This window comes from Psychromicrobium silvestre (assembly GCF_013408295.1).
Classification (GTDB): domain Bacteria; phylum Actinomycetota; class Actinomycetes; order Actinomycetales; family Micrococcaceae; genus Renibacterium; species Renibacterium silvestre.
The window spans coordinates 295901-309183 of sequence record NZ_JACBYQ010000001.1 but is presented as its reverse complement, the minus strand read 5'-3'; the positions used below and the strand labels follow the sequence as shown (position 1 = coordinate 309183).

13 protein-coding genes and 1 pseudogene are annotated in these 13283 nt (G+C 60.7%); 10 read left to right on the top strand and 4 right to left on the bottom strand.

Translation table 11 applies throughout. The annotated features are described in order from the left end of the window. Positions 1-100: 100 nt before the first annotated feature. The 3 genes from FHU41_RS01455 to FHU41_RS15460 form a co-directional block, all read right to left on the bottom strand. Positions 101-268, bottom strand: a complete 168-nt coding sequence (locus FHU41_RS01455) for a WCX domain-containing protein (RefSeq protein WP_179387890.1) — start codon at positions 266-268, stop codon at positions 101-103. A 3-nt stretch (positions 269-271) separates the two neighbouring features. After that, a complete protein-coding gene (locus tag FHU41_RS01450; RefSeq protein WP_179387889.1) occupies positions 272-655 on the bottom strand; it encodes a WYL domain-containing protein in 384 nt (127 codons plus the stop codon). Between the two features lie 138 nt (positions 656-793). Continuing rightward, positions 794-988 carry an HTH domain-containing protein gene (locus FHU41_RS15460; protein WP_425503220.1) on the bottom strand — a complete coding sequence of 65 codons (195 nt, stop codon included), beginning with the start codon at positions 986-988 and terminating at the stop codon, positions 794-796. A 95-nt stretch (positions 989-1083) separates the two neighbouring features. Here FHU41_RS15460 and FHU41_RS14990 point away from each other — a divergent pair, with 95 nt between their 5' ends. Next, positions 1084-1800, top strand: coding sequence for an epoxide hydrolase family protein (locus FHU41_RS14990; protein ID WP_246279402.1), 717 nt, complete (start codon positions 1084-1086; stop codon positions 1798-1800). After that, a complete protein-coding gene (locus tag FHU41_RS14985) occupies positions 1797-2150 on the top strand; it encodes a hypothetical protein (RefSeq protein ID WP_246279401.1) in 354 nt (117 codons plus the stop codon). The genes FHU41_RS14990 and FHU41_RS14985 overlap by 4 nt, the downstream gene beginning before the upstream one ends. A 249-nt stretch (positions 2151-2399) precedes the next feature. Here FHU41_RS14985 and FHU41_RS01435 read toward each other — a convergent pair whose 3' ends face one another. Then, on the bottom strand, positions 2400-3215 hold the full coding sequence (locus FHU41_RS01435) for a DUF3592 domain-containing protein (RefSeq protein ID WP_179387888.1): 816 nt from the start codon (positions 3213-3215) through the stop codon (positions 2400-2402). Between the two features lie 818 nt (positions 3216-4033). Between FHU41_RS01435 and FHU41_RS01430 the strand changes: the two are divergent. The 8 genes and pseudogenes from FHU41_RS01430 to FHU41_RS01395 all read left to right on the top strand — a co-directional run. Further along, positions 4034-4147 (top strand): annotated as a pseudogene (locus tag FHU41_RS01430) (peptide-methionine (R)-S-oxide reductase); the annotation flags it as partial. A gap of 239 nt (positions 4148-4386) precedes the next feature. Further along, positions 4387-5748: a DUF6421 family protein gene (locus FHU41_RS01425; protein ID WP_179389061.1), complete on the top strand. Its 1362-nt coding sequence runs from the start codon at positions 4387-4389 to the stop codon at positions 5746-5748. Continuing rightward, on the top strand, positions 5745-6461 hold the full coding sequence (locus tag FHU41_RS01420; RefSeq protein ID WP_179387887.1) for an SDR family NAD(P)-dependent oxidoreductase: 717 nt from the start codon (positions 5745-5747) through the stop codon (positions 6459-6461). Before FHU41_RS01425 ends, FHU41_RS01420 begins: the two co-directional genes overlap by 4 nt. A gap of 114 nt (positions 6462-6575) precedes the next feature. Continuing rightward, complete coding sequence (locus FHU41_RS01415) at positions 6576-7631, top strand: beta-eliminating lyase-related protein (protein WP_179387886.1); 1056 nt, start codon at positions 6576-6578, stop codon at positions 7629-7631. A 79-nt stretch (positions 7632-7710) separates the two neighbouring features. Then, complete coding sequence (locus tag FHU41_RS01410; protein ID WP_179387885.1) at positions 7711-8301, top strand: DUF3000 family protein; 591 nt, start codon at positions 7711-7713, stop codon at positions 8299-8301. Positions 8302-8438: 137 nt separating this feature from the next. After that, on the top strand, positions 8439-9725 hold the full coding sequence (locus tag FHU41_RS01405; RefSeq protein ID WP_343046277.1) for an HRDC domain-containing protein: 1287 nt from the start codon (positions 8439-8441) through the stop codon (positions 9723-9725). 73 nt (positions 9726-9798) lie between these two features. Then, positions 9799-11127 carry a thiolase family protein gene (locus tag FHU41_RS01400; RefSeq protein WP_179387883.1) on the top strand — a complete coding sequence of 443 codons (1329 nt, stop codon included), beginning with the start codon at positions 9799-9801 and terminating at the stop codon, positions 11125-11127. After that, entirely contained in the window at positions 11124-13280 is a 2157-nt protein-coding gene (locus FHU41_RS01395; protein WP_179387882.1) for a 3-hydroxyacyl-CoA dehydrogenase NAD-binding domain-containing protein, read from the top strand. Before FHU41_RS01400 ends, FHU41_RS01395 begins: the two co-directional genes overlap by 4 nt. The last annotated feature ends 3 nt before the right edge of the window (positions 13281-13283 follow it).

The window sequence follows — 13283 nt, the reverse complement described above, 5'->3', positions numbered from 1 at the left end:
AATCGGTCGAGCCCCAAACCCTGCCAGTAAAGGTTCCTCACGGACAACTCGCTCAGCGACTCGAGCCGAGTCTCGCTTCAAAGCGCCCGCTGACGGTCCGTCATGTGGTAGGTTCCCGGGCGGGATTGTCATCAGCGATGCGGGCGATCTCGGCTGCCAGGTCCGTGAATGCGGTGCGGAGCTCGGCCGACTCCAGAACGGTGAGGTGGGCGCCGATCAGGAGCAGCCATTGGGCCATTGCCTGGTAACTGTCAGCAGCCGCGTTCACAATTCACGTATCAGCAGTCTCCTCGGTGACCGTTCCCCAGCCCTGCTTGATCCAGGCGTCGACCGTGGCGCGCGGAGCGTGCACACGGACGGTCCCGCTCACATGCTGCCAGCTGGCTGCCAACTGCGCGGTCACATAATCGTGCAGGTCCTCGGCTGGCGGTTTCCGCGCGTAACTGGGCTTGTTCGTGATCTCCGCATCGATGCGTCGGTCGACACGGAAGGTGCGCCCACCAGCGGCCTCGAGACTGTAGGCGATGAGGTACAAGTGGCCCATTGCGTGCACGAGGTGCAACGGTTCGAGCTGCCGGTTTCCGGTCTCGCCCGAGTAGCGGCGGTACTGGCATAGGATTTGTCGGCAATCGCGGCAGGCGCGGGCGATCAGCACGAGCGTGGTGATATTGACCGATCCAGTCGGTGCATCGATTGCTGTCCCCCAGGTCGAGGCTGCTGGTGTGGGCTAAGAACGCCGCGACGACGGGCCGCAACTGAGGTGGCACAACCCGATGCAGTTTATCGAACGCGCTCAAGGCTCCCTCGGTAGTGCTGGCGTCGGTGGCAGTATTGGCCACCATGTCCCAGAGGGAGACCAGCACGGTCGCGACAGGGTAGCCGAGCTCCCGCACCGTCCGATGTCGCGCCGCACAGTGCGTGGCGTCACGTCAAGCTCTTCGGCGAGTTGCTCGGCGTTCCAGTCGCGCCGTCGCTGCAGGAGCTCCAATAGCCGCAGTAATCGTCCGAGTGTTTCCTACATAGAAACCATCATCTCCGATCAGCCGGACAAGAGCTGTCCGCCTTGCCTGAAAGTGTGTCCTTATGGAACCCACACAAGACAACATGATCGCTCCCTTCCACATCGACATTCCCCAAACAGAGCTAGACGATCTAGTCGCCCGACTCCGCGCCACCCGGTCGCCCGCCCCACTACCCGGAGACGACTGGGACACGGGCATCCCCAGCGGCTACCTCCACGAACTCATCACCGCCTGGGCCAACGATTTCGATTGGCGTGTCTTCGAGGCACGCCTGAATGAGGTCCCACAGTTCACGACGGTCATCGACGGCCAACGAATCCACTTTGTGCACGTTCGCTCTGCCGTGCCGGAGGCGACTCCGGTGCTCCTCACCCATGGCTGGCCCGGATCGTTCCTCGAGTTCACACACCTCATCGGCCCGCTCACCGACCCGGAATCCCACGGCGGCGACAGGGCAGATGCCATGCATCTGATCGTCCCCTCGCTACCCGGCTTCGGCTTCTCCACCCCGCTTCATAGCGCCGGCTGGACTTCAGCGCACATCGCTGCTGCATGGGTTGAACTGATGGACCGTCTCGGCTACGGGCGCTTTGCCGTGCAAAGCGGCGACCTCGGTGCCTCCATCTCCCCGGAGATCGCCCGTATTGCACCCGAAAAGGTGATCGGTGTGCACGTCAACGGCGCACTTAGCTTTCCAGACGACCTCGGCGAGGACGCCCGAGCCGCGATGAGCCCCCCCTCAACCAGGACCGGATGGCGTGCGTCGGCAGGTTCATGAACGAGGAGTATGGCTACATTGCCATCCAGTCCACCCGCCCTGGCCTGGTCGGCGTCGCCCTTGCCGACTCCCCTGTTGCCCAGTTGGCCTGGATGCTCGACAAGTTCCGTGCCTGGACCTGGCCACTCGAGACGGCGCCTGATGAGATCCTCGAACGCGAGTGGATCCTGGCGAATGCCTCGCTGTACTGGTTCACTACCAGCGGCGGATCGTCCGCGTACGTCGGCTACGCCCAAAGCTCCTGGGGAACCGCACCAGTAAACTCCGGGGTGCCGACCGCGGCAATCCAGTTCGCGCACGACGTCGGCATCCGCTCACACTCGAACCAAGCAAACACGATTGTCGGCTGAAGCAACGTCGAACACCACGGCGGCCACTTCGCCGCTCTCGAAGAACCGGGACTTCTCATCGACGACCTCCGCAGTTTCCTCCGCGGATTGAAGCAGTAGCGCCCGGGCCCCCCTCTCAAAACTCAACTAACCGTTCGACCGTTCCACTGCGGAGCAGGTCTGTTCGGTCGTAGGGAGACCCTCCCCTGACGTTATGTAACGCGCATCCTCAGGCCCCAGTTCTATCAATAGTTTTGGGGTCAAGTTCCCTTACGTCGTTGCGTCTGATTGCTGATCCGGCGGAGAAATTTTGCCGATACTCTCTCCCCAGTGCCCGGGGATCCCGACTAGTACTTTGCCGCCTCCATTGCCGGCCAGTCGTAGCGTGAGGGTGCTTCCAGCGGTCGGTATGGGGAAGTAGCTAATGCCCCTTGTGCCAAAAGTTACCACTGCTTCGGACACCCAGGGATTGGTCGTCCTCAAAACGATCCGGAGTCCGCCCTTGCCCAGTGTCGAGTTCACGACCACACCGGTCACTTCGCGCCACGAACCTGCCCCCACCTGACGAACCGTGCGGAGTCGACGAACTGTGAAGTACGTCAGGAGAGCCCAGCCAAGCATTGGCCAGGACAGTCCAAAGGCTGTTAAAAATAGCTGGAGCATTGGAAACCCGGGGCGAGAAGGCAGAACCACCCAACCCGGGTCGGCCGGGGCAAAACGAATCTGAACCTGAGAGCCAACAGCGGCTACATCATTACACGAATCCATGAGAGTGGCATAGCTATGTGCCTGCTTGTTCTCCGCAATGAAATCGAGTCCAACGCTGCAACGAACTCCCCGGGTCTGGTATTCAAAGTGGCTGGTCACCTTGGCATTCGCCTGTGGCCACTGGCCCCACAAGGGCTGACCAACATGCCAGATAAGCGCGAACCCTACGGCCAACAGGACCAAAAGAACCACCACGCGGACGCGGGCCTTCAGGCGCATGCGTGAAAGAAGATTGTCCACATCGCGGGCAGGTACAGTACCGAAGGGCTCGCCACTGACGGGTAACTCGACGCCCGGCGCCAGCAGAATTGTGGACATACCCGCCCCTAAAAGTGATGCCCCATTGCGGGGCAGCTATCGCGAGTATAGACATATCGGGTGGGCAATGATGAGAGCAACGCACCCTGTCGCCCGTCTTGCCTCCGAACTCCGACTGCAAATACTGCGACCAGCGGAACAAATTCACCCCCAATCTGCTCCGCTACAGCAAAATGCACAGTTGATGTCCCACGGGGCGTTCCGCCAACCGGCGTAGAGTTGCCATCCTAGAAATCAGCAACAGTTGTTGCGAATTCGTGGTTCACCGGTTCTTGGCCGTTCCGAATCCTTCAGGCTGCGTTCTCGCGGTACTGCCTTCCAGTTCCTCGAACACTGTGATCTGCAAACCTGTTGGCGCTTCAAATCGTGGATCAAGGCCGGACCAATTGCGTCCACCAGCATGGACATAGAGCCGGTCATTTGATCCGGCATGGACCTCTGAAACCAGACGTGTCAACGTCGAGACACCAGGAGGAGAACCTTGCACAAACCCAGCCAAAACGTCGCCCGTTCAAACGATCCCAGCGGTCCCCCGGCAACGTCCACGCCCGAGCCGCCAGGAACAGTCTCAGTTCCTAATGCTTGACCGGATCAGCGAAGTCCGTGTAACCGTGCTCGACGTAAATCTCAGCAGAGTGCTGGTAACTAGTTTGTCCCCCGTTGCCCGTATAGCTCCAGAACGGAAGTATCCCAATGCACAGCTGACCGGCCAAGAATTTCACCACTAGCTAGGGAACAACCTTCGGTTCCATCAGAAACTGTCCACCACACGAACCGCTGACAGTTGAACAGCGAATCCCAAACGGTTGCGTGTCCCTGCGGCCTGTGACTCACATTTGGGACACGTCTTTGAGGGCGAGGGCTACGGCACACCGACTGACAAGCGGTTCTGCATCAACTCGGTGTCGATGACGCTAGTACCGGTGGAATAACAGCTTTTCCGAACCACCGAAGCCCCCGATAACCCGAGCGTTGTGGGCAAGCACGCAGAATGCTCATTGTGGACGGCATTCCCACTCAAATAAGCAACAGACCTTCTTATCATTGAGTCAATTTTTCATAAGTATTGCTGTTCTTGGCGCTAGGATTTCATAAGATCCATCGACCTCCAGGAAGGACTCGAGCAATGACTCAGACCATAAATGCTTTCGAGCAAAGCAGCAGCACGGAAATGCTTGAGACGATTGCTCGGGGACCGGCTTGGCAGGCCCTCAAAGCCGCCGCCACCGAATTGCAGAACCTGCAAATCAAGGACGGCTCCATCCCGGAGGTCGAGAATCACGCACGAGCCACCGCATTGGTCGCCGTGCTGAAGGATTCCGTTCAAGAGCTCGCCCCGCACTTCCCGCACGATGCCGAGTACCTCGACCTGCTGGTCAAGGACTTTGAGCGCTGGAGCACCAGCAATTTTGGCATCCCCGACTTCCTGGATTCGCTGCTGGCTTTCCAGCCGCAGGAACATCGGGTCGACGGCCTGGGCCATCTGGTGGTCTTCCCGATGTACACCCAGAACGGCTCCACCAACCGCTTCGTTGAGGCTGTTCTGGTGCAGGTGATCTGGCCCGAGTTCATCTCCGAGCTGGAAGCCGGAGCCTATTCGAACAAGCTCTTCGTGCCGATCAGCTTCGTGGACTTCACCCCGGGCTACGACACCAACTCGGCCGTACTCTTCCCAGAGAGCGTCGGTGTCCGGGAAACCCCGAAATTCACCTGGGGAGCCATTTTCCAGGACCGTGAGGCCGCTCGCTTCCGGCGGGTGCTGCGGGCCGCCGCGGAGATCACCTCGCTTGAATTGCCCGCCGATGCCGCCGAGTTGCTCGACGATCAGAAGCTCACCCAGGAAACCTTCGTGATGTGGGACCTGATCCACGACCGCACTCATATGCGCGGCGATCTGCCCTTCGATCCCTTCATGATCAAGCAGCGGATGCCCTTCTTCCTGTACTCACTTGAAGAACTTCGTTGCGATCTGACCGCTTTCAGCGAATCGGTCAAAATCGAAAAGGATCCGGAGGCTTCCGAGGAAGCCCGGAAATACGCCAAGCTGGTGCAGTATGCGGTGATCTTCGATCGGATCTTCCGCTTCGCCATCACCGGTAGCCGGGTGCGCAACTACGACGGCTTGGGTGGCCAACTGCTCTTCGCCTGGATGCACCAGCACCACGTTTTGCACTGGACTGACACCAAACTGACCATTGACTGGGACGAGGTTGCCGACGTCGTGGTGGCCCTGGGTGAGCAGATCCACGATCTGTACTGGCGCTCCATCGACCGTCCGAAGACCGCACACTGGCTGGCTGCCTACCAGTTGGTCTCCGGCACGGTGACCCCCAATCCGGCTTCGGTTTGGGCCAAGGGCCCCGATGCGCTGCCGCTGAACGAGCCGCCGCGTGCGCTGACGGATCAAGTGCTGGACGACGAATTCCCGCTCTCCATGTTCTACGAGGCGCTGGAGAAGAAGATGCGCTCGGTGATCGAATCCACCACCGGCATTACCGGCAAGGACAGCATTACCGGTACAACTGAGGTATGAGCACTCAGTCGAACAAAACCATCCTAATCGCCGGCGGCTCCTCCGCCGCCGGCGTGGCCACGGCAAAGGCCCTGCTCGGCGCCGGTCACCGGGTGGTCGCCGTTGGTTCCTCGGAGGCACGGATTACGACGGCGGCCGCGGCCAGTGGCGCAACCGCCAGGGTCGCTGATCTCGCCAACCCAACGGCGGTGACTGCTCTACACGAGTGGATCAACAACGAATTCGGTGCGCTCGACGGGCTGATCCATCTAGTCGGCGGCTGGCGCGGTGGCGGCGGCTTGGCCGAACAGAACGATGCTGATTGGGATTTTCTTAGCCACGGGGTGATCGACACCCTACGAATCACCAGCCGCGAGTTCAGCACCGAGCTAGCGGGCAACTCCGGTCGCCTAGCCATCGTCTCCTCCACCTCCTTGGCGCACCCAACGGCTGCTAATGCCAATTACGTTGCAGCCAAGGCGGCAGCCGAGGCCTGGACCCTAGCCGCCGCCGAAGGCTTCACCAAGCAGGCCGAAAGCGACCCGTCTCAACAGGCAGCTGCCATTGTCTTTCGAGTCAAGGCATTATTGACCGATGAGATGAAAGCCGCCCAGCCGGAGCGACGTTTTCCGGGCTACACCCACGTTGATCAGCTGGCTACGCGAGTCGCGGCACTGTTTGACCAAGCAGCCGAGGAGATTAACGGCAGCATCGTCGATCTCACCGCGAGCTAAACCCCACATCCGTATCTCCACAGCTAAGCGTTAGCCCACCGACATCGCGATAGTGTACTGAATGGACAGTGCCCTTGTCGGGTGCCAAAGAACTATTTTGAACCAGGGAAAAAAGTGACTGAATCGCTCCACGACAAAAATCTCCGCGGCTTTGCCTCCGACAACTACTCCGGGGTGCACCCGGATATCTTGACCGCTCTCGCGACCGCGAACGAGGGGCACCAGGTTTCCTATGGCGAGGATGTTTATACCGAGAAGCTCACCGAAGTTTTCGAAAGCCATTTTGGACCGGGCATCGAGGTCTACCCGGTATTCAACGGCACCGGCGCAAATGTGCTCAGCCTGCAGGCAGCCCTGCCCCGCTGGGGTGCGGTGATCGCCGCGAAGACCGCACACATCAATATGGACGAGGGCGGTGCTCCGGAACGCGTTGGCGGCCTGAAGCTGCTCACCGTGGAGACGGCGGACGGCAAGCTCACCCCCGAGCTGATCGACCGGGAAGCCTGGGGCTGGGGTGATGAGCACCGTGCCCAACCGCTGGCCGTCTCCATCACCCAGGTCACCGAATTAGGCACCTGCTACACCCCAGAAGAAATCAAAGCCATTGCCGACCATGTGCACGAACGCGGCATGGTGCTACACATGGACGGCTCTCGCCTAGCCAACGCGGCCGCCCATTTGGGACTGCCCTTCAAGGCTTTCACCACCGATGCGGGTGTGGATGTACTCTCCTTCGGTGGCACCAAAAACGGACTGATCTTCGGTGAAGCCGTGATCGCTCTCAACCCGGCAGCTACCCCGGGCTTGAAGTATTTGCGCAAGCTGAATATGCAGCTTGCCTCGAAGATGCGGTTTATTTCGGCTCAATTCATCGCCTTGCTCGAAGGCGACCTCTGGCTACGCTCGGCCGGTCACGCCAATGCCATGGCCGCCCGGTTGCGCGCTGGCATTGATCAGATCCCTGGCGTTCAGGCCACTCAGCAGACCCAGGCGAACGGCGTTTTTGCGATCCTTCCCGAGGGGGTGGCCGACCGGGTGCGGGAGAAGTTCCGTTTCTACGATTGGGACGAGGCTCGCCGTGAGGTCCGCTGGATGTGCTCATTCGATACCACGGAAGCGGATATCGATGCCTTCCTGGCGGCAATTCGTAGCGAAGTCAGCGCGAGTTGAGCCGATGATTCCGGCTACAGCTAGGTCACTAACGGCGCGCCTTCGCTACGTTGTCGGTGCTCAGGCATAGCCTTCCAGGGTGAGCGCGCTTGCACAAGTCCCCTCTGACTTCTTGACCGCCCTGGGAACATTGCGCCAGGGCAATTGCCGCAGTGAATTGCGGTTGGAAGAAATTCCTGCCCCCTCCCGCTTGGCTCCGTTCGCGGTGGCCCTCGGTGCCGAGGTCTTTGAGCCTGCCAGCGAGCCGAATCGGGAACCGTCCGAATTGGCCACCGGGAGATTCATTCTGCTGCACGATCCGGAGGGTTCGGACCTTTGGGATGGCACCTTCCGGATTGTGACCTATATCCGGGCTCAGCTGGAAGCCGATATTGGCACCGATGCCATGCTCGGTTCGGTGGCTTGGACCTGGTTGGTCGAAGCTTTGGAGAGCCACGGTGCCGATTATCGGGCTGCGGGCGGCACCGCAACTCGGATTCTCTCCGAAAGTTACGGATCGCTTGCAGGCAGGCCCGATTCCATCGATATTGAGCTGCGTGCATCGTGGACTCCGGAAAGTGAGAATGTGAAGAATCACCTGGAGGCCTGGTCAGATATGGTCTGCACTTTCGCAGGGCTTCCGCCACTACCCGAGGGAGTCAGCGCACTGCCACATCGGCGGCGCAGTTGAGTCAAGTGAATCCCTCAGAATCCTCGGAAAAACGCACCCGGAGCCGCTCCGGGAGGCCTAGCCGCAGGAAAGCTGAGAGCATCGAAGTTGCCCCATTGCCTTTAGCCGCCTCCGGGAGTCCCGAAGCCACCGAGCCGATCGAAGCCTCCGAGCCAAGCCAAGTTTCCGAGCTGCCGGATCTCTCCGAGTTGCCCGAAGTGATTGTTCTGGACACCCCACGAGACGGCGTGCCCTTGATCATCAACACCGCTGAGGGCTTAGCACGAGCTGCCGCGGCATTGGCTGCCGGTAGCGGCCCAGCCGGGGTGGACGCCGAGCGGGCCTCCGGGTTCCGCTACGGTCAACGAGCCTTCCTGGTCCAGATCCGCCGAGAAGGCGCGGGTAGCTGGCTCATCGATCCTGAGCCTTTTGAAGATTTGAAGATCATTGACCAGGCACTGCGCGGCGTCGAATGGATCTTGCACGCCGCCACTCAGGATTTGCCTTGCCTTTCCGAACTAGGCATGTGGCCGGACGCGCTTTTCGATACCGAACTGGCCGCCAGAATTGCTGGCCTGCCCAAGGTGGGGCTGGCCGCCGTCGTGGAGCAATTGCTGGGCTTCGGCTTAGCCAAAGAACATTCCGCAGCGGACTGGTCCACCAGGCCACTACCGGAGCCTTGGCTGCGCTATGCGGCGCTCGACGTCGAGGTACTCGCCGAGCTGCGCGAGGAACTGGTGGAGCTACTCACCGAGGACGGCAAACTTGAGTGGGCACAAGAAGAGTTTCAAGCCCTTCTGGAGGCGGGCCCCCCCGCCCCGCGCGTCGATCCTTGGCGCCGCGCCTCCGGCTTACATCAGCTCAGGGACCGCAGGCAGATTGCTGCGGTACGGGAGCTCTGGCTGGAACGCGACGCCTTAGCGCAAAACCGCGATGTGGCACCCGGTAGGCTACTGCCTGATTCGGCACTGATAGTTGCCGCCAAAGCAATGCCCAACACCATCCCGCAGCTCTTGGCGATTCCAGGTTTTCACGGCAGGGCAGCCCAGCGAGAAGCTCCCCGCTGGCTCCGTGCCATCACCACGGCGAAAGCACTCAAGGAGTTACCTCCGCAACACCTACCCAGCAACTCTCCGCCGCCGCCTCGTGCTTGGGCGGAAAAGGACCCGGAGGCTGCGGCCAGGCTAGCCACCGCCCGCCCGAGATTGGCAGCCAAGGCTGGGGAGCTCAATCTGCCGCTGGAGAACCTGCTTACCCCTGACTTCCTGCGCCGCCTCTGCTGGCGTCCGCCGGAGTTCTTCGAACTGGAATCGATCGCTTCAGCCCTGGCCGATCTCGGTGCTCGCGGCTGGCAGATTAAGCTGGTCACCCCGATCCTTTTGGAGGCCTTCCTGCATCCGGAACCGCTACCGACCAAAACAGCAGCCGGGACCGCTCCAGAGTAAAAAATGGCTCGGCAGGCTGTGGCGTTTGAAACAACATGTTACCCATGAGTAGCATGGTCCTAGTGGCTCGATAATGAGGTTGCGCCACACCGTCGTTTCGCCCATACGAGGAGCCAAAGTGAGCCCACAAGCACGGCAAGTCCGTGAAGTAGTTTTTGTCGACGGCGTCCGAACCCCCTTCGGGAAGGCTGGGGAAAAGGGAATCTACGCCAATACCCGGGCCGATGATCTGGTGGTGAAGTGCATCCGTGAGCTGATGCGACGCAATCCTTCACTGCCCGGCGAGCGGATTGATGACGTCGCTATCGCGGCAACCACCCAGACCGGCGACCAGGGACTAACCATTGGCCGCAGCGCCGCGCTACTAGCCGGGCTGCCCCGCTCGGTACCTGGTTTCGCCATCGACAGAATGTGCGCCGGAGCGATGACCGCGGTCACCACCACGGCCTCCGGCATTGGTTTTGGTGCCTATGACGTGGTGATCGCCGGCGGGGTCGAGCATATGGGTCATCACCCGATGGGCTCCGGCGCCGATCCGAACCCGCGTTTCCTGAGCGAGCGTCTGGTTGATCCGGCCGCGCTAAACATGGGCAATACAGCCGAAAACCTGCACGACCGCTTTCCGGCCATCACCAAGGAACGCACCGATCGTTACGCCATGAACTCACAAACCAAGCTAGCCGCCGCCTACGAAAAGGGTCAGATTCAGCCCGACCTGGTGGCGGTAGCATCCTTCAAGGCCGAGCCAAAGGACGCCGAGGGCAATAGCTCCGGTAGCAGCTGGAACCTCAACACCGTGGACGAGCCACCCCGCCCAGGGACTACCCTGGAGGACCTGGCCAGCCTGCGCACTCCCTTCCGTCCGCATGGCCGGGTCACAGCAGGCAATGCCGCCGGACTCAACGACGGAGCCACCGCAGCGATTCTGGCCTCCGCCGAGGCAGCCGAGGAGCTGGGCCTGCCGGTAAAGATGAAACTTGTCAGTTACGGCTTCGCCGGGGTGGAGCCCGAAGTAATGGGCATCGGCCCGGTCCCGGCCACCGAGAAGGCGCTCAAGAACGCCGGACTGAGCATCGAGGACATTGGGCTATTTGAGATCAATGAAGCCTTCGCCGTCCAAGTGCTCTCCTTCCTGGATTACTTTGGCATCGCCGATGACGATCCCCGAGTCAACCGCTACGGTGGCGCCATCGCCGTCGGGCACCCGCTCGCTTCCTCCGGGGTCCGCCTGATGAACCAGTTGGCCAGGCAGTTCGAAGAAGACCACTCGGTCCAGTACGGCATTACCACGATGTGTATTGGCTTGGGCATGGGTGCCACCGTGATCTGGGAAAACCCGCATTTCGACGGCACCACCGCCAGCAGCTCCGAAGCCATTTCAGAAAGGACGGCGACAGCATGAGCGCCAAGGATTTCAGCGCACTGACCGATTTGTTCCCGAACGAGATTGTCACCCACTCCCTACTGAAGGACATTGAGCTTTCCGGGCCGAAGGGCGAGAAGATCGGGACTTTCGCCCTGATCACCTTGGACAACGGCTTAGACCACAAACGCCCCACCACGCTGGGCCCCAATACCCTGGTGGAATTGGGCACCGTGTTGGAGGCCCAGCGTGAGCGGGCAGCCCGCGGTGAGATTATCGGCGTCGGAATCACCGGCAAGCCCTACTTCCTGGTGGCCGGTGCCGATCTATCCGCGGTGAAGGGCCTCAAGGCCCGGGAGAATGGCGTCTGGATGGCCCAGCTGGGTCACTATGTCTACGACACCCTCAATGACCTGGGAGTGCCGAGCTTCGTCTTTATTAATGGCGTTGCCCTGGGTGGCGGATTGGAAATCGCACTCAACGCTAATTACCGCACCGTCTCCACAGCAGCGGGTGCGCTCGGCCTGCCGGAAGCTTTCCTGGGGCTGGTTCCCGGCTGGGGTGGCGTCTACAAATTGCCTCGCTTGATCGGCCCGGCCGAAGCGGTCAAGGTGATGGTGGAGAACCCGCTGAGCAATAACCGCACGCTCTCCGGACCTGCCGCTTATAAACTCGGTGTTGCCGATGCGCTCTTTGAGCCCGCTGACTTCCTGGAGCAGTCCATCGCTTGGGCGGCCAAGGTACTCTCCGGTGAGATCGCCGTCGAACGTCCCCATTCCGTTTCGGAACCGCTCACTGAGGAACAATCTGCAGCCTGGGATCAGGCTATTGCGGCTGCCAAGAGCATTATCAAAGCAAAGACCTCCAATGCGGCCCCGGCGCCGCTGAAGGTGGTGGAGCTGATGGAGAAGGGTAAGTCCTGGAGCCAGCAGGAATCTGCAGCAGCCGAGGTCGAAGCCCTGGGCGATTTGATGCAAACCGATGAGTTCCACGCCACCGTCTATGCCTTCCTAGATTTGGTGCAGAAGCGAGCCAAGCGCCCGGCAGGCGCTCCCGATAAGTCGTTGGCTAAGCCGGTGACTAAGGTGGGCGTGGTCGGGGCCGGGTTGATGGCCAGCCAGTTAGCACTGGTCTTTGCCCGGCAGCTGAAGGTGCCGGTGGTAATGACCGATATCGACCAGGCCCGAGTGGATAAGGGCGTGGGCTACGTCCACGCCGAGGTCGATAAATTGCTGGCCAAAAAGCGAATTTCAGCCGACGCCGCAAACCGCACCAAAGCCTTGGTCACCGGATCGGCGTCCAAGGAAGTCTTTGCCGATGCGGATTTCGTGATTGAAGCCGTTTTCGAGGAACTGCAGGTGAAGAAGGATGTCTTCGCCGAGCTAGAGAAAATCGTCTCCGAAGATTGCATCCTGGCAACTAACACCTCCTCGCTTTCGGTAACCGCAATGGCTGCCGATCTGAAGCATCCGGAGCGTCTGGTCGGATTCCACTTCTTCAATCCGGTCGCCGTGATGCCCTTGCTGGAGATCGTGCGCGCCCCGAAGACCTCCGATGCAGTGCTAGCCACCGCCTTCGAAACCGCTAAGTCACTGAAGAAGAACGCCGTGTTAGTCAAGGACGCGGCAGCTTTTGTGGTCAACCGGGTTTTGCTGCGGCTGATGGGTGTGGTGGCTGAGGCCTTCGATAAGGGCACCGATGCCCGCACTGCGGATACCGCCCTAAAACCCATGGGTTTGCCGATGACGCCGTTTACCCTGCTCGCCATGGTCGGCGTACCGGTGGCTCTGCATGTCTCCGAATCCCTGCACACCGCCTTCGGTGAGCGTTTCTGGGTCTCGGCCAATCAACAGCGCCTCATCGACGCCGGGAAAAAGGGCATCTGGGAAAGCGGAGAGGATGGGCCATTCGTATCTCAGGAGACCTTAGACCTGCTGGAATTCGGTGATTCGCCAATCAGCGGCGAGGAACTGCTGCTCCGTACCCAGGATGCGCTGGCGGAGGAAATCGGCCTCATGCTCTCCGAGGGAGTGGTGGCTGGCCCCGAGGACGTTGACCTGTGCATGATCCTGGGCGCTGGTTGGCCGATGTTCTTAGGCGGCATCACCCCTTATCTAGACCGCGTGGGCGCCTCTGAACGAGTCAATGGGAAGCGTTTCCACGCCCCCGGAATCGCCTCCAAGCCGGTCTAAAGG